Here is a 15599-nt window from a genome sequence, read left to right on the forward strand (position 1 = left end):
AGTCATAGGGGTGTCGACTGATCCGCCGCCTTCGCGAGCAAGCCCGCTCCCACATTTGGAATGCAGTGCCACGCTGCTTTCAGATTTTGCGCCACACACTCGCCAGCCACGGTTGTTGCTCCCGAGGCAACCCGGCCGGCCGGTAGTAATGCTCCAACTCCACGAACCCTGCCGCCGTCAGCAAGGCCTGCCACGCTTGCAGGTCGTGATAAGACCCATAGCGCGGCCCATTCCAGCCCTCGCGATTTTCACCGCGGGGATTGGAGCTGAACAACACTCCGCCAGGCTTCAGCGCGCCATGCAGCTGTTTGAGCACGCGCGGCAATTCCTGCTTGGGAATATGAAACAGCACCGCATTGGCGAATATCCCGTCGAAGCGCCCGACCGGCAGGTCCAGCTTGAGGAAGTCCTGCTGCAACACCTCACAACCACTGTCCTCGCGCGCCATCTGCGCAAAGCGCTCGGAGCCGTCGAGGCCGACAGCGATGTGACCCAGGCGGGTAAACGTCTGCAAATCCCGGCCCGGCCCGCAGCCGAAATCCAGCACGGTGAACGGCGCCGTACCCTGGATATGCCGCAGCAGCGCGTCGATGTTCTGGCTCACATCGTGGTCGCGGGTGCCTTCGCGGAAAGACTCGGCCACGCTGTTGTAGTGGCCGAGGGTGGTGGACGTGATCTGGTCGAGGTCGTCGGGCTTGAGAGGCATGGTGAGCAATACCGGGCACTGAGAGGGCCCGACTATACCCCAATCGACCGCCCCACCCTGTGGCGAGCGGGCTTGCCCCGAGCAGCCCCCAACCCTCAGCGCTTGTTCAGCACCCGCGCCAGCCGGTCGCCACCCAACTGAATCACCGCCACCAGAATCACCAGCAGCACGATGACCGTGAGCATGATCTGCGTGTCAAAGCGCTGGTAACCATAGCGGTACGCAATGTCACCCAGGCCACCCGCACCAATCGCGCCCGCCATGGCCGACGAGTTGATCATGGTCACCAGGGTAATCGTGAAACCGCCGACAATCCCCGGCAGCGCCTCCGGCAACAGCACATGCCAGATGATGTGCCAGCGCCGGCAGCCCATGGCCTGCGCCGCTTCGATCAGGCCGTGGTCGACCTCACGCAGGCTCACCTCGGCGATGCGCGCAAAGAACGGCGTAGCGGCGATGGTCAGCGGCACGACCGCTGCCCACACGCCATAGGTGGTGCCGACGATCAGCCGGGTGAACGGGATCAGCGCCACCATCAGGATCAGGAACGGAATCGAGCGGAACAGATTGACGAACGCCCCCAGCACGCGGTTCAGCGCCGGGGCCTGATAGATCCCGCCCTTGTCGCTGGTGACCAGGAATACCGCCAGCGGAATCCCCACCAGCAACGCGATCAACGAAGACACGCCGACCATCAACAGGGTGTCGATGGCGCCTTGTACTAAACGATCAAACCACATAACCCAGCACCTCCACCTGTTGTGCCCAGTTACCGGCGCGGCTGCGCAGCACGTCGGCGTCGTGCGGTGAACCGTTCACCGCCAGCAGCAATTGCCCCAGCGCGTGGCCCTGGATGCGTTCCACACCGCCCTGCAGCAAGCGCACGCGCCCGCCGAGGGCCGCGAACAAGGCGGCCAGGTCCGGCTCGTCGGTGTCGTTGCCGGTGAACTGCAAGCGCAGCACGACCGCCGCGTCTGCCTGGCCGGGCGTGGGTTGCAGACGGTTTTGCAGCTCTTGCGGCAGCCCGTGTTGCAGCGGCGCCAGCAGGGTCTTGCTGACCTCATGCTGCGGGTTGCCAAACACTTCCCAGACCGGGCCTTGCTCGACGATGTGCCCGTACTCGAGCACCACCACGCGGTCGCAGATTTCGCGGATCACCGCCATCTCATGGGTGATCAATACGATGGTCAGGCCCAGGCGCTGGTTGATCTCGCGCAGCAGGCCGAGGATCGACTGGGTGGTCTCCGGATCGAGGGCCGAAGTGGCCTCGTCGCACAGCAGGACCTCGGGGTCGTGCACCAGCGAACGGGCGATGCCCACGCGCTGTTTCTGCCCGCCGGAAAGCTGCGCCGGGTAGGCCTTGTGTTTGTCCTGCAGGCCGACCAGTTCGAGCAGCTCCCGCACCTTCTGCTCACGCTGGGGCTTGGGCACGCCGGCGACCTTGAGGGGCAGTTCGACGTTCTGCCACACGGTCTTGGCCGACATCAGGTTGAAGTGCTGGAAAATCATGCCGATGCGCCGCCGCAGCGCCACCAGGCGGTCCTCGTCGAAGTCGCCGATGTCCACCTGATCGATCAGCACCCGCCCGCTGCTCGGTTGCTCCAGGCGATTGATGGTGCGGATCAGCGAGGATTTACCGGCGCCGCTGCGGCCGATGATGCCGAACACTTCACCGCGCTGGATCGCCAGGTCGATGCCTTGCAGGGCATGCACGTTGCCGTCATAGGTCTTGCCCAGGTTGATAAAGCGCACGTGCGCGCGGTTCAGGTCAGGGTGCAGTTCTGTCTGCTCGGCGTCCCTGGGCGGCAAGCCCAGGTCGCGCAGTTGAGAGTGGGCGGCGGTCATTTTTTATCTTCCCAGCCCACTTGGTAGAGCTTGCCAAGGGATTTATCCAACGCGGCGCGCACCACCGGCGAGTGCTGGTAGATGTCGACGAACTTGATCACACGCGGGTCGGTTTTGCTCTTGGGCTGGATCACGAACTGGATCACGTATTCCGGGTGGTCTAGGCCGTCGAACAGCAGCGCCGACTCGGCATCGAAGGTCTTGGACAGGCGGATATACGCCGGGTAGCCCTGCACCAGGTCGGCATCGTCATAGGCGCGCACCAGTTGCACGGCCTCGACTTGCAGGATCTTGATCTTCTTCGGGTTGGCGACGATATCTTCTTCAGTGGCCTTGTAGCCCACGCCCGGCTTGAGCGTGATCAAGCCGGCCTTGGCCAGCAGTTGCAGGCCGCGACCGCTGTTGATCGGGTCGTTGGCAATCGCCACGCTGGCGCCCTGGGGCAGGTCGTTGATGCTTTTGTACTTCTTCGAATACAGCCCGACGTTGTTGATGATGCCCGGCGCGTACGGCACCAGGTCAAAACCGGCGGCGGCCTTGGCGTTTTCCAGGAAGGGGATGTGCTGGAAGTAGTTCACGTCGATGTCGCCGGCGGCCAGGCTGACGTTGGGCGCGATCCAGTCGGTGAACTCCACCAGTTCGACTTTGAGGCCTTGCTTGCCGGCTTCGGCCACGGCGGCTTCGAGCGGAATCGCGAAGGCGGCGGTAGTGCCGATTTTCAGCGGCGCATCGGCCGCGAACACCGCCGAGCTGAACAAGCCGAAGGCCAGGACCAGTGCTTTGACTGGGTGAGTGAGGAGCGTCTTTTTCATAGTGGTTTTCCAGTCATAAGGTGTCGATGTTAATAACGCGATCAACTGTAGGAGCCGGCTCCTCCAGGGTTCAGTGGCGGTAGGTGGAGCCGGTGTGCTGTTCGGGCAGGCGCGCAGTGCCGTGGAAGACTTTTTCCCGCAGCGTCCCTTGTGCATATTCGGTTTTGTACGACCCGCGCTTCTGCAACTCGGGCACCACCAGGTCGATGAAGTCGACGTAGCTTTCCGGGGTGACGATGCGCGTGAGGTTGAACCCATCCAGGCCGGTTTCGCTGATCCACGACTCCAGCTCGTCGGCGACTTGTTCGGGCGAGCCGACCAGAGTGATGTAGCGACCGCCCAAGGCGTGTTGCTCAAGCAATTTGCGCCGGGTCCAGTCGTTGTTTTGCAGATTCTTGGTGGCGGATTGGATCGCGTTGCTCTTCACGTACTGGATCGGTTCGTCGAGTTCGTATTGGGCAAAATCAATCGCGGTGGACGCCGAGAAGTGCGCCACGCCCGCCTCCGGGCTGGCGTAGCTCAGGTACTCGGCGTGCTTCTTCCAGGCGAGTTCTTCGGTCGCGCCCACGATCACATTGAGGCCCATGAATACCTTGATGGCGTCCGGGTCGCGCCCGGCCTCGACCGCGCTGGCGCGCACCTTGTCCACCTGGACCTTGGTCGCGGCCTTGTTCTGCCCGCTGATGAACACGCACTCGGCGTGGCGCCCGGCGAACAGCAAGCCGCGCTCCGAACTGCCGGCCTGGAACAGCACCGGCGTGCGTTGTGGCGACGGCTCGCAGAGGTGATAACCCTCCACTTGGTAGAACTCGCCATGGTGCTCAACCTTGTGCACCTTGCCCGGCTGCGCATACACCCGCGCCTGTGGGTCGTTGAGCACCGCGTCGTCTTCCCAACTGCCTTCCCAGAGTTTGTAGAGCACCTCCAGGTACTCATCGGCCTGGTCGTAGCGCCGGTCATGCTCGACCTGCTCGGTAAGGCCCATGGCCTTGGCGGCGCTGTCGAGGTAGCCGGTGACGATGTTCCAGCCGACCCGGCCACGGCTCAGGTGGTCGAGGGTGGACATGCGCCGGGCGAACAGATACGGCGGCTCGTAGGTGAGGTTGGCGGTCAGGCCGAAACCGAGGTTCCGGGTGACCGCCGCCATCGCCGAGACCAGCAACAGCGGGTCATTCACCGGCAGTTGGATCGACTCCTGGAGCGGCACATCGATGGAGTTTTGGTAAACGTCGTACACGCCGACGATGTCGGCGATGAACAAACCGTCGAACAGCCCGCGCTCCAGGATTTGCGCGAGGTCGGTCCAGTACTCGACGGTTTTGTATTGGGTCGAGGTGTCCCGTGGATGGGTCCACAGGCCGTGGTTGATATGCCCGATGCAGTTCATGTTGAAGGCATTGAGCAGGATCTTTTTCTTCGCCATCAGATGGTCCCCCGCAGTGGCGGGTTTTCATCGTTGAGGTAGTAGTTGCCGACCGCGTGGTACTTCCAGCGCACCGGATCGTGCAGGGTGTGCACGCGGGCGTTGCGCCAGTGCCGGTCGAGGCCATGCTCGGCGAGAGTGGCCTGGCTGCCGGCGAGTTCGAACAGCGTGCTGCCAGCGGCCAGGGAAATCTCGGTGCTCAGGGCGCGCACTTCAGCGACGGCGATGGAGGCTGCCGCCACGGTCTCGGCGTTGCTGTCGGCCTGGGCGCGGTCGAGGAATTCGCCGGAGCGCTCCAGCAATGCCTCGGTGGCGTGCAGGCGAATACTCAGGTGGCCGAAGCTCTTGAGGGTCAGCGGGTCTTCGGTGGCCTTGTCGTTACCGGAGTCGATCCACGGGCGGGTCTTGGTGCGCACAAAGTGCAGCGCGTCCTCGAAGGCGGCGCGGGCGATGCCGGTGTCGATGGCGGCGTGGAGGATCTGCGCCAGCGGGCCGACGGTGGTCGGGCGCTCGAAGGCGCTCTGGAACGGGATCACGTCTTGCGCGGCGACCCAGACGTTATCGAACACCACCGAACCGCTGCCGGTGGTACGCTGGCCGAAGCCGCTCCAGTCGTCGATCACGTTCAGGCCTTCGCTGTCGCGGGGGACGAACGCCAGTTGCTGCACGCCGTGTTCATCCACCACTGAGGTAGGGATGCGCTGGGCGTAGATCGCGCCGGTGGAGTAGAACTTGCGGCCGGTGATGCGAAAGCCGTCGCCGTCGCGGGTAATTCTGGTGACGCGGTCATGGGCGGTCTTGGTGCCCAGTTCCGCCAGGGCATTGCCGAAACGCTGGCCCGCGAGCACTTCGGCGTACAGGCGGCGTTGCTGCGCCGGCGTGCCGTTTACGCGCAGCACTTCCAGGGCATAGAAATGGTTTTGCGGAATCTGGCCCAGCGAGGCATCGGCCTGGGCGATCAGTGCGATGACCTTGGCCAGCGTGACGTTGGACACACCGGCGCCGCCGTATTCCTTGGGCACGCTGATGCCCCACAGGCCGGAGCGCGAAAACACGTCCAGCTCAGGCAGCGGCAGGCGGCGCTCGCGGTCGCGCTGGGCGCTGTCGCGGCGGAAGTCTTCGGCCAGGTCGCTGGCGACAATAAGGGCTTGTTCGTCGCTGGTGATAACCGCGACGTGATGAGAAAGGGTCATGCGTATTCTCCAGAGGTCTGGTCGGTTAAATCCAGGAGTGACGAGCCGGCAAGGTGCCGTTCAGGCGATAAGCGCCCACCGCGTGATACTTCCAGCGCACCGGGTCGTGCAGCGTATGCACGCGGGCATTGCGCCAGTGACGGTCGAGGTTGAATTCGGCGAGGGTGGCGCGGCTGCCGGCCAGTTCGAAGAGCTTTTCGCTGACCAGCAGCGACACTTCAGTGGTCAGCACCTTGGCTTCGGCGACGGCAATCGACGCACGGGCGGCGGATTGCGCGGTGATCGGCGCGGCACTGACCTGGTCCAGCACCTGGCCGGCCTTGCGCAGCAGCGCTTCGGCGGCGTGCAGTTCGATTTTCAGCTTGCCGATATCGGCGATCACGTACAGGTCATCGCTGGCCCGTTCGACCTTGGCGTCGATCCACGGGCGCGAGCGCTCACGCACGAAGGCAATGGTGTCATCCAGCGCGCCACGGGCGATGCCGGCATCGATGGCGGCCTGGATCAGTTGCGACACGGCGCCCTGGATGGTCGGGGTTTCGCCGAGGCGCCAGTTCTCGACCACCAGCTCGGCGTCCACCGGCACCCGGTCCAGCAGCACGGTGCCGCTGGCGGTGGTGCGTTGGCCAAAACCGGACCAGTCGTCAACGATGCGCAGCCCCTCGGTTCCACGGCGCACGAACGCCATGACCTGCTTGCCGTCATCGTTGAGCGCCTTCACTGCAACCCAATGCGCAAACAGCGCGCCGGTGGAGTAGAACTTCTGGCCGCTGATCACGTAGCCGTCACCCTCTGCGGTGATGCGGGCCTTGAGTTCCAGGGTGTTCTTGGTGCCGCGCTCCGGGCCGGCGTTGCCGATGCGCCAGCCGTCGAGCACGCTCTGGAACAGTTGTTTTTTCTGGCGTTCGGTGGCGGCGCCCTGCAGCACGTGGAGGATGCCGAAATGGTTCTGCGGAATCTGTCCGAGGGCCGGGTCGGCCGCGCTGATGATCGCGAACACGTCGGCCAGGGTGGTGAATGACACCTGTGGGCCGCCGTATTCGCGGGGAATGGAAATACTGCCCAGCCCACTGCGGGTGAACTGCTCGATCTGTGCCCACGGCAACTTGCGTTGCTGGTCGCGCTTGGCGGCTTGCAGGCGCGCAGCCTGGGCCAGCTCATGGGCGGCGTTCAGCGCCTCTGCATCGTCGCGTAGCACGACGGCCGGCAACAACAGAGGGGCTACGTCCAGATCACTCTGGGGGGGTGTTAGAGCCAAGTTAGACATCAGCGCCGCTCCTTGGCTGCACGTAATGCCCTGGCGTTATGCACCGGGGTAATTCTGACCATACCGACCTCGCATTCAATGAAATGACAACAGGAAAATCAGGAATGTCCGGTGGTCCGGTGCATATACCCTAAGCGTGTTAAATATTTAAATAAACTAACTTTTGGGAATATGCATAGAAGGTCTGTCACCCAGGTTCGCAGGGTGAACCGAGGGGGCGTGGCTGATAGCTCTGCGCGGCCCCGCCGGGGCTGGCGGGTACCCAGGCGGCGATCCTCAACGTGCGGGCGGGCGCCCAGCGGGAATTGTTGCCGACGCGGTCCAGAATGCAGTACGTCACCTCCAGCCGGCAGTCGTCGCCGGCTTCGACAATCACCGTCGACGGCACCCAGACCTGCACGGCCAGGCCGACGGCCTTGGCCTGGATGCTTGGCAGGTCCATGCGCACATCGCCCCAGCGCAGGGTGATGGCATCGCCGGTGGTCATGTGCTGGTAGGGTTCGATGGTCAGGGGAATGCCGCGCCGCACCTGGCTGCTGTTGACGCCGTAGCGGCGGATCGTCTCGGGCAGGCCGACGGGGGCGAGGTTGTGGTTTTCGTCGCTGTACAGCTGTGCAGGCTGCCCGCCCGGGCATTGGGTCTTGACGCGCACCTGCGTGGTCGCCGAGCGTGCAGGGCCATGGCCGATCTGCATGACCTGATAGTGCACCTGCGCCGGGCCGTCCTGCACAAAACTTTCTGGTACGCGCAGGCGCGTCGACGTGCCGACCTTGCCGGCCGTGACTCGCCGTGAAGCCGCAAAGCAGTTGTTCCAGAACAGCTCGATCAGGTCGCCTTCATCCATGCCGGGGTACGGTGCGATATCGACCTGCAGCTGAGTGGCGGCGAGGGCATTGATGCCGTTGCGAAGTGCCTGGGGCAACGTCGGGGCGTTGAGCATGGCCGGGGTGGCGGTGCGCGTCATAAGTAATCTCCTTGATGCAGCCAGCAGCAATCGTTCCGACCCCTTGGCGCGGGTGCGCACGGGGTCGAAATGAACGATTCAGAAAATAGCCGGGATAGGATCCAATCCTCTGAGTGCTAGATAAGAGGGTTGGCCAAGGGGCGTCAATGGCGGCAAAGGGCTAAACGGCGGGTTGCTGCAGATTCAGAAGGGTCTGACTGTGAGGGGGATTTCAGCGGGTGTGTGGCGGGGCGTTTTACTCCTTGAAACGAGGACTTCGCGTAGGAACGCACTCAGGTGGGAGCAGGGCTTGCCCGCGATGCAGGCACCTCGGTGTATCCGCCGCACCGCAGTGATGCTATCGCCGGCAAGCCAGCTCGCACACAAGCCCGGAAGGGTGTCAGTGGGCGAGGAATTTGCTCAGGAACTGCTTCGTGCGTTCTTCCCTGGGGTTGGCGAACAACGCCTTGGCTTCGCCTTGTTCCACGATCACCCCCTTGTCGAAGAAGATCACCCGGTTGGCCACGTCACGGGCAAAACTCATCTCGTGGGTGACGATCACCATGGTACGGTTTTCCTCGGCGAGGCTGCGGATGGTTGCCAGTACTTCGCCGACCAACTCCGGGTCGAGCGCCGAGGTCGGTTCGTCGAACAGGATCACTTCCGGCTCCATGGCCAACGCGCGGGCAATCGCCACGCGCTGTTGCTGGCCACCGGACAGACGCCGAGGGTAGGCGTCTTCCTTGCCCGCCAGGCCAACCCTGGCCAGCAGCTTGCGCCCCAGGGCCTCAGCGGCTTCGCGCGGCATCTTCTTGACCACGGTCGGCCCTTCGATGACGTTTTCCAGCGCGGTGCGATGGGGGAACAGGTTGAAGTTCTGGAACACAAAGCCGACGTGCTGGCGCAGGCGTCGCACCAGGGTTTGCTGCTGGTTGATCGGCTTGCTGCTGTCGATCTCGATGTCCCCGACCTTGATGCGGCCGCTGGTGGGTTGCTCGAGGAAATTCAGGCAGCGCAGGAAGGTGGTCTTGCCGGAACCGCTGGGGCCGATGATGGCGACGACTTCGCCTTCCTTGACCTCAAGGTCGATGCCGTTGAGTACCACCTGACCCTTGAATTGTTTGGTCAGTTTTTCAACCACGATCATGCTTCAGGACTCCAGGTCATGCCGGTTGACCCGGTCTTCCAGACGATTTTGAAAATGCGCCAGGATGCTCGCCAGGATCCAGTAGATCAGGGCTGCAGAGAGATACATGGTGAAGATTTCGAAGGTGCGCGCCGACACCAGTTGCGCCTGGCGAAACAGCTCGGGCACCTGGATGGTGGCCGCCAGCGCGGTGTCCTTGACCAGCGAAATAAAGCTGTTGCCCAAGGGCGGCAAAGCCGTGCGCATTGCCTGCGGCAGGATGGCCCGGCGCAGGGTCTGCGCACGGGTCATGCCGATACTGGCCGCGGCTTCCCACTGGCCACGCTCGATGGAGCTGATGGCCGCGCGCAGGATTTCACAGGCGTAGGCGGCCATGTTCAGCGAGAAGCCGATCAGGGCCGCCGGGATCGGATCCAGCTCGATGCCCACTTGCGGCAAGCCGTAGTAGATCAGGAACAGCTGCACCAGCAAGGGCGTGCCGCGAAAGAACGACACGTAGACGCGGGCAAGCAAGCTCACTGACTTGAAGCGCGACAGGCGCATCAAGGCCAGGCCGAAGCCCAGCAGCAAGCCGAAAAACATCCCGCCAAGGCTAAGAATCACCGTGTAGTACGCGCCCTTGAGTAGAAAGGGCGCGGAGTCCAGCGCGAGTTGGAAACCTGCTTCCATTATTGAGTGACGTCAGCGTTGAAGTACTTCACGGACAGCTTCTTCAAGGTGCCGTCGGCGCGCAGCTTGTCGAGGGCCTTGTTCACCGCGTCGAGCAGTTCAGGCTCGCCTTTGCGCAGGGCAATACCGGCTTCCTGGCGGGAGAAGGCATCGCCGGCGGTGGCGGTGTCCGGGGCTTTCTTGGCGTATTCCAGAGCGGCCAGGCGGTCGATCAGAATGGCGTCGATGCGGCCGATGCGCAGGTCCTGGAACTTGGTAGGGTCATCGTTGTAAGTCTTGATGATGGCTTTAGGCTGGTTGTCCTTGAGCCATTGCTCGTAGTTGGTGCCCAGGCCCACACCGACTTTCTTGCCGGCCAGGTCGTCGGCGGTCTTGATGCTGTCGACATTCTTCTTCAGCACCAGCGCTTGAATACCGGAGACGGTGTAAGGCTTGGAAAAATCGTATTTCTTCTTGCGCTCTTCAGAGATGGTCACCTGGTTGACCACGGCGTCCAGGCGCTTGGATTCCAGGGCGGCGAGGATACCGTCCCATGGCGTGGCTTGCAGTTTGACCTTCACGCCCAGCTCTTTGGCCAGCGCCTCGGACAGCTCGACTTCGAAACCGCTGAGCTTGCCGCTTTCGTCGACAAAGCTGAACGGTGGGTAGGTGCCTTCGAGACCGATCTTGATCTCGCCGGCTTTCTTGATGCTGTTCAACTGCTCGCCGGCCACTGCCTGGCCGAGCAGGCCAGCCCCGAGTGCCAGGCCCAAAGTGCCAACCAACAACGTGCGACGCAATACAGAAATAGTCATGAAGAGCCCCTGTGTTTTTTATGTTGAGCGAAGCAGGTGACGCAGTAGTCGTATCCTGCCTTAAAGCGCGTAGCGCGTCTTCGCCTACGGCGCGATGATAGAGCGGGTTTTTAAGACTTGAAAATAATATAAATCTAAATTGATATTCGATTATCGAATATACGAGCTATTTAATGTGGGAGCTGGCTTGCCTGCGATAGCGGTGCAAAGGTCAGCACATCGGTAGCTGACAGAGCGCCATCGCAGGCAAGCCTGCTCCCACATTTTTGAGTCCGCGTTTATTCAATTGAATACCGAGTTGTAGGCAAACAACGCCGGCGCCCCGCCGGTATGCAGGAAAATGATCGGACCCTCCTCAAAACGCTGACGCCTGATCCCATCCAACAAGCCGGCCATGGCCTTGCCAGTGTAGACCGGGTCCAGCAGCAGGCCTTCCTGGCTGGCGAGCAGCTTGATGGCCGCCAGCGTACCGGCGTTCGGCTCGCCATAACGGGGGCCGAAGTATTCGTCCCAGAGAATCACCTTGAACGCCTCGGGCACCGTTACGCCCAGCAACTCGGCGGTGCGTTCGGCCAGGCCCTGCACTTTCGGAAACTGTGCTTCTTCGGTGCGCGACACGGTCACGCCAACCACCGGCAGGTTCGGCAGCACGTCGCTCAAGGCCAGGGCGAGGCCACTGTGGGTGCCCGCACTGCCGGACGCCAGCACCACGGCGGAAAACTCGATGCCGCTGTCTTCAATTTGCGCCGCCAGCTCAAGGCCGGCGCGCACGTAACCCAAGGCGCCGAGGGCGTTCGAGCCGCCGATCGGCACCAGGTACGGCTTCTTGCCGTTGCTGCGCAGGCGGTCGGCGAGGGCATTCAGTTGGTCGTCGACATTGTCGAGGTTTTCCACCAATTCGACCTTGGCGTCGAAGAGGTCCAGCAGCAGGCGGTTGCCGTTGCCCAGGTAGTTGGGGTCTTCGGTGCCGGTGGGGTTTTCCAGCAACGCTACGCAACCCAGGCCAAGCTTGGCGGCGAGGGCGGCGGTCTGGCGCACGTGGTTGGACTGGATCGCGCCGGCGGTCACCAGGGTGTCGGCACCCTGGGCGAGGGCATCGGCCGCCAGGTATTCGAGTTTGCGCAGTTTGTTGCCGCCCATGGCCAGCGGCGTGGTGTCGTCGCGCTTGACGTAGATGTCCCTGCCCAACCAGGCCGACAGCCGCTCGAGTTTTTCCAGGGCAGTGGCACCGCCCAGCAGTTCCAGGCGGTTAAAACGGTCGAGCTGTTGTTTGATCATGGCTACGCACGGTGACTGAATGATTGGCCGACTATAGGCAGGCACTTTTCATCGGGCAACCGCCAATCGCTTATTCCGTGAAGTTCTTAGCATCGCACCATTGGTTCTTAAGGGCGGCCAGGGTGCATACCGTAAAGTGATGGCCATTTCGTCAGGAGTGAAGACCGTGAGTGAGCGTTCCAGTCATTGGCAATTACAGACCATCGCCAGCCAACTGCGCGGTGCCCGGGACCAGTGGCGAACGCGCAATGGCCGCTTGAGCGGCGAGCATGGCGGCCGCGAGTTGCCGTCCCGCGAGGCCGTCGCGCAGATTCTCGAAGCACTGTGCGGTGCGCTGTTCCCCATGCGCCTGGGGCCGGTGGACCTGCGTGAAGAAAGTGAAGATTTCTACGTCGGCCATACCCTCGACGTCGCCCTGAATGCCTTGCTGGCACAGGCGCGCCTGGAGCTGCGCTACGCCGCGCGCCAGGGCGGCCAGGATGACAGCGCGGTCGACGCCCTGGCCATCCGCCTGATCCAGGATTTTGCCCTGGCCTTGCCGTCCCTGCGCAGCCTGCTGGACACCGACGTGCTGGCCGCCTACCACGGCGACCCGGCCGCGCGCAGTGTGGATGAGGTGCTGCTGTGCTATCCGGGAATCCTCGCGGTGATTCACCATCGCCTGGCGCACCATCTGTATCGCGCCGGTTTGCCGCTGCTGGCGCGGATCAGCGCCGAAATCGCCCACTCGGCCACCGGTATCGATATCCACCCGGGTGCGCAGATCGGCCCGAGTTTCTTTATCGACCACGGGACCGGCGTGGTGATTGGCGAAACCGCGATCATCGGCGAGCGGGTGCGTATCTACCAGGCCGTGACCCTGGGCGCCAAGCGCTTCCCGGCGGATGAGGATGGGCAGCTGCAGAAGGGCCACCCGCGTCACCCGATTGTCGAGGATGACGTGGTGATCTACGCCGGGGCAACGATCCTGGGGCGGATCACCATCGGCAAGGGCTCAACAATTGGCGGCAATGTGTGGCTGACCCGCAGCGTGCCGGCGGGGGCGAATATCACCCAGGCGAATCTGCAGCATGATGATGGGGCGCAGAAGTAAAAAAAACTGCACACATCCCCTGTGGGAGCGGGCTTGCTCGCGAATGCGGAGTATCTGTCAATGAATCATCGGCTGACCCAGCGCATTCGCGAGCAAGCCCGCTCCCACAGTTGGAATGCATTCCAGACCTGAGCGGATTTCTCCCGAAAATCGCTGAACGTTTTACCTCCCGCACCCGTCATACCAGTCCTTGAGCTAGTGTAGGAATTATCTACCACTCAGCCCTGCGATTAGTCCCAGACCGCCTATCCATGTTTAACTTGAATGTTCGTTCAAGTTAAACCGGTGGTTCGCTGCCCGCTCACAACAGGAGGCTTACCTTTGCTGAGTCCGTTTTTTACAGCCACATCTCCCGCCCGAGGGGTGCATCGTTCATGAGTGCATCGTCGACCCCAGCCAGCGGCCTGGTGCGCATGAATGCGCCCGTCTTCTACTTTGCTGCAACCTTCATCTTGCTGTTCGGCATCACTGTCATCGCTATCCCGCAACAGGCCGGCGCCTGGCTGCTGGCCGCGCAAAACTGGGCGGCCAATACGGTCGGCTGGTACTACATGCTGGCGATGACCCTGTATCTGGTCTTCGTGGTGGTCACCGCGCTATCGGGCTACGGCAAGATAAAACTCGGTGCCGACCACGACGAGCCCGAATTCAGTTACCTGTCCTGGGCCGGCATGTTGTTCGCCGCCGGGATCAGCATCACGCTGTTCTTCTTCTGCGTCTCCGAGCCGCTGACGCACCTGGTGCAACCACCCCAGGGCGCACCGATGAATGCCGACGCCGCGCGCCAGGCCATGCAGATCCTGTTTCTGCACTGGGGCCTGCATGGCTGGGGCGTGTTCGCCTTTGTCGGCATGGCCCTGGCGTACTTCGCCTACCGGCATAACCTGCCGCTGGCGCTGCGTTCGGCGCTGTACCCGCTGATCGGCAAGCGCATCAACGGCCCCATCGGCTATGCGGTGGATGGCTTCGGCATTATCGCCACGGTGTTCGGCCTGGGGGCCGACATGGGCTTTGGTGTGCTGCACCTCAACTCCGGTCTCGACTACCTGTTTGGCATTGCCCATACCCAGTGGATCCAGGTCGGATTGATCACCCTGATGATGGGCGCGGCGATTCTGGTCGCGGTGGCCGGCGTCGACAAGGGCGTGCGAGTGATGTCCGACATCAACATGCTGTTGGCCTGTGCGCTGCTGCTGTTCGTGTTGTTCGCAGGTCCCACCCAGCACCTGCTCAACACGCTGATCCAGAATATCGGCGACTACCTTGGCGCGTTGCCGACCAAGAGTTTTGACGTGTACGCCTACGACAAGCCGAGCGACTGGCTCGGCGGCTGGACGGTGTTCTACTGGGCCTGGTGGATCGCGTGGTCGCCGTTTGTGGGCCTGTTTATCGCGCGGATTTCCCGTGGCCGGACCATCCGTGAGTTCGTCTTCGGCGTGCTGCTGATCCCGCTGGGCTTCACCCTGGCGTGGATGTCGATCTTCGGCAACAGCGCCATCGACCAGGTGCTCAATCACGGGCTGACGGCCCTCGGTCAGTCGGCCATCGATGACCCGTCGATGAGCCTGTACCTGCTGTTGGAAACCTACCCGTGGAGCAAGACGGTCATTGCGGTCACCGTGTTTATCAGCTTCGTGTTCTTCGTGACCTCGGCCGACTCCGGCACCGTGGTGCTCTCGACGCTGTCGTCCAAGGGCGGCAACGCCGATGAAGACGGGCCGAAATGGCTGCGGGTGTTCTGGGGCGCGATGACGGCGCTGGTCACCAGTGCGCTGCTGTTTGCCGGCAGCATCGACTCGTTGAAATCAGCCGTGGTGCTGACTTCGTTGCCGTTCTCGATGATCTTGCTGCTGATGATGTGGGGCCTGCACAAGGCCTTCTACCTCGAGTCGCAAAAGCAGATCGCGCAGTTGCACTCGTTGGCGCCGATCTCGGCTTCCCGCAAGGGCCGTGGCGGCTGGCGCCAGCGCTTGAGCCAGGCCGTGCATTTCCCGTCACGCGATGAGGTGTACCGCTTCCTCGAATCGACGGTGCGCCCGGCGATCGAAGAAGTGACGGCGGTGTTCGTCGAGAAGGGCCTGAGCGTGGTCACTCAGCCGGACCCGGCCAACGACAGCGTCAGCCTCGAAATCGGGCATGGCGAGGAGCATCCATTCATCTACCAGGTGCAGATGCGCGGCTACTTCACGCCGTCGTTCGCCCGGGGTGGCATGGGGTCCAAGGAGATCAACAACCGTCGCTATTACCGCGCGGAAGTGCACCTGAGTGAGGGCAGCCAGGACTACGATCTGGTGGGGTACACCAAGGAGCAGATCATCAACGACATCCTCGACCAGTACGAGCGCCACCTGCAGTTCCTGCACCTGGTGCGCTGACCTGTAACTCCCTGCAAAGCCCCGTTCTACGGGGCTTTCTTAAATTTAATTTCA

General features: G+C 62.6%; 14 protein-coding genes. 2 read left to right on the forward strand and 12 right to left on the reverse strand.

The features are described from left to right. Positions 1-79: 79 nt before the first annotated feature. From AC07SI_RS06255 to AC07SI_RS06310, 12 genes are all read right to left on the reverse strand, one after another. The gene (locus AC07SI_RS06255; RefSeq protein WP_495005389.1) at positions 80-706 is read right to left on the reverse strand and encodes a class I SAM-dependent methyltransferase; all 627 of its coding nucleotides are present in this window, start codon (positions 704-706) and stop codon (positions 80-82) included. Positions 707-801: 95 nt separating this feature from the next. Continuing rightward, the gene (locus tag AC07SI_RS06260; RefSeq protein ID WP_016974994.1) at positions 802-1446 is read right to left on the reverse strand and encodes a methionine ABC transporter permease; all 645 of its coding nucleotides are present in this window, start codon (positions 1444-1446) and stop codon (positions 802-804) included. Continuing rightward, positions 1436-2551: a methionine ABC transporter ATP-binding protein gene (locus AC07SI_RS06265; RefSeq protein ID WP_495005390.1), complete on the reverse strand. Its 1116-nt coding sequence runs from the start codon at positions 2549-2551 to the stop codon at positions 1436-1438. Before AC07SI_RS06265 ends, AC07SI_RS06260 begins: the two co-directional genes overlap by 11 nt. Beyond that, complete coding sequence (locus tag AC07SI_RS06270) at positions 2548-3363, reverse strand: MetQ/NlpA family ABC transporter substrate-binding protein (RefSeq protein ID WP_065899576.1); 816 nt, start codon at positions 3361-3363, stop codon at positions 2548-2550. The genes AC07SI_RS06265 and AC07SI_RS06270 overlap by 4 nt, the downstream gene beginning before the upstream one ends. Before the next feature lie 70 nt (positions 3364-3433). Then, positions 3434-4786: an LLM class flavin-dependent oxidoreductase gene (locus AC07SI_RS06275; RefSeq protein ID WP_495005391.1), complete on the reverse strand. Its 1353-nt coding sequence runs from the start codon at positions 4784-4786 to the stop codon at positions 3434-3436. Continuing rightward, on the reverse strand, positions 4786-5979 hold the full coding sequence (locus AC07SI_RS06280) for an SfnB family sulfur acquisition oxidoreductase (protein WP_495005392.1): 1194 nt from the start codon (positions 5977-5979) through the stop codon (positions 4786-4788). The genes AC07SI_RS06275 and AC07SI_RS06280 overlap by 1 nt, the downstream gene beginning before the upstream one ends. A 25-nt stretch (positions 5980-6004) precedes the next feature. Beyond that, the gene (locus AC07SI_RS06285) at positions 6005-7246 is read right to left on the reverse strand and encodes an SfnB family sulfur acquisition oxidoreductase (protein WP_495005393.1); all 1242 of its coding nucleotides are present in this window, start codon (positions 7244-7246) and stop codon (positions 6005-6007) included. A 187-nt stretch (positions 7247-7433) separates the two neighbouring features. Beyond that, positions 7434-8210: a hypothetical protein gene (locus AC07SI_RS06290; protein ID WP_495005394.1), complete on the reverse strand. Its 777-nt coding sequence runs from the start codon at positions 8208-8210 to the stop codon at positions 7434-7436. 379 nt (positions 8211-8589) lie between these two features. Next, on the reverse strand, positions 8590-9336 hold the full coding sequence (gene tcyN / locus AC07SI_RS06295; protein ID WP_065899581.1) for an L-cystine ABC transporter ATP-binding protein TcyN: 747 nt from the start codon (positions 9334-9336) through the stop codon (positions 8590-8592). 3 nt (positions 9337-9339) lie between these two features. Next, positions 9340-10005, reverse strand: a complete 666-nt coding sequence (gene tcyL / locus AC07SI_RS06300; RefSeq protein WP_065899582.1) for a cystine ABC transporter permease — start codon at positions 10003-10005, stop codon at positions 9340-9342. Continuing rightward, a complete protein-coding gene (gene tcyJ / locus AC07SI_RS06305) occupies positions 10005-10799 on the reverse strand; it encodes a cystine ABC transporter substrate-binding protein (RefSeq protein WP_106805449.1) in 795 nt (264 codons plus the stop codon). Before tcyJ ends, tcyL begins: the two co-directional genes overlap by 1 nt. A gap of 282 nt (positions 10800-11081) precedes the next feature. Then, positions 11082-12077, reverse strand: a complete 996-nt coding sequence (locus AC07SI_RS06310; RefSeq protein ID WP_495005395.1) for a D-cysteine desulfhydrase — start codon at positions 12075-12077, stop codon at positions 11082-11084. Between the two features lie 166 nt (positions 12078-12243). Between AC07SI_RS06310 and epsC the strand changes: the two genes are divergently transcribed. Together epsC and betT are read left to right on the forward strand one after the other, a co-directional pair. Next, a complete protein-coding gene (gene epsC, locus AC07SI_RS06315) occupies positions 12244-13170 on the forward strand; it encodes a serine O-acetyltransferase EpsC (RefSeq protein ID WP_495005396.1) in 927 nt (308 codons plus the stop codon). A 413-nt stretch (positions 13171-13583) separates the two neighbouring features. After that, the gene (gene betT / locus AC07SI_RS06320; protein ID WP_162946137.1) at positions 13584-15545 is read left to right on the forward strand and encodes a choline transporter BetT; all 1962 of its coding nucleotides are present in this window, start codon (positions 13584-13586) and stop codon (positions 15543-15545) included. Positions 15546-15599 lie beyond the last annotated feature (54 nt).

The organism is Pseudomonas sp. GW821-FHT05D12, from assembly GCF_059419825.1.

Excerpts from the sequence above, each read along its gene's own strand:
- tcyL (WP_065899582.1), bottom strand. The coding sequence starts at position 10,005 with ATGGAAGCAGGTTTCCAACTCGCGCTGGACTCCGCGCCCTTTCTACTC.
- betT (WP_162946137.1), top strand. The coding sequence starts at position 13,584 with ATGAATGCGCCCGTCTTCTACTTTGCTGCAACCTTCATCTTGCTGTTC.
- tcyJ (WP_106805449.1), bottom strand. The coding sequence starts at position 10,799 with ATGACTATTTCTGTATTGCGTCGCACGTTGTTGGTTGGCACTTTGGGC.
- tcyN (WP_065899581.1), bottom strand. The coding sequence starts at position 9,336 with ATGATCGTGGTTGAAAAACTGACCAAACAATTCAAGGGTCAGGTGGTA.
- AC07SI_RS06310 (WP_495005395.1), bottom strand. The coding sequence starts at position 12,077 with ATGATCAAACAACAGCTCGACCGTTTTAACCGCCTGGAACTGCTGGGC.
- AC07SI_RS06275 (WP_495005391.1), bottom strand. The coding sequence starts at position 4,786 with ATGGCGAAGAAAAAGATCCTGCTCAATGCCTTCAACATGAACTGCATC.
- AC07SI_RS06285 (WP_495005393.1), bottom strand. The coding sequence starts at position 7,246 with ATGTCTAACTTGGCTCTAACACCCCCCCAGAGTGATCTGGACGTAGCC.
- AC07SI_RS06270 (WP_065899576.1), bottom strand. The coding sequence starts at position 3,363 with ATGAAAAAGACGCTCCTCACTCACCCAGTCAAAGCACTGGTCCTGGCC.
- AC07SI_RS06280 (WP_495005392.1), bottom strand. The coding sequence starts at position 5,979 with ATGACCCTTTCTCATCACGTCGCGGTTATCACCAGCGACGAACAAGCC.
- AC07SI_RS06255 (WP_495005389.1), bottom strand. The coding sequence starts at position 706 with ATGCCTCTCAAGCCCGACGACCTCGACCAGATCACGTCCACCACCCTC.
- AC07SI_RS06265 (WP_495005390.1), bottom strand. The coding sequence starts at position 2,551 with ATGACCGCCGCCCACTCTCAACTGCGCGACCTGGGCTTGCCGCCCAGG.
- AC07SI_RS06290 (WP_495005394.1), bottom strand. The coding sequence starts at position 8,210 with ATGACGCGCACCGCCACCCCGGCCATGCTCAACGCCCCGACGTTGCCC.
- AC07SI_RS06260 (WP_016974994.1), bottom strand. The coding sequence starts at position 1,446 with ATGTGGTTTGATCGTTTAGTACAAGGCGCCATCGACACCCTGTTGATG.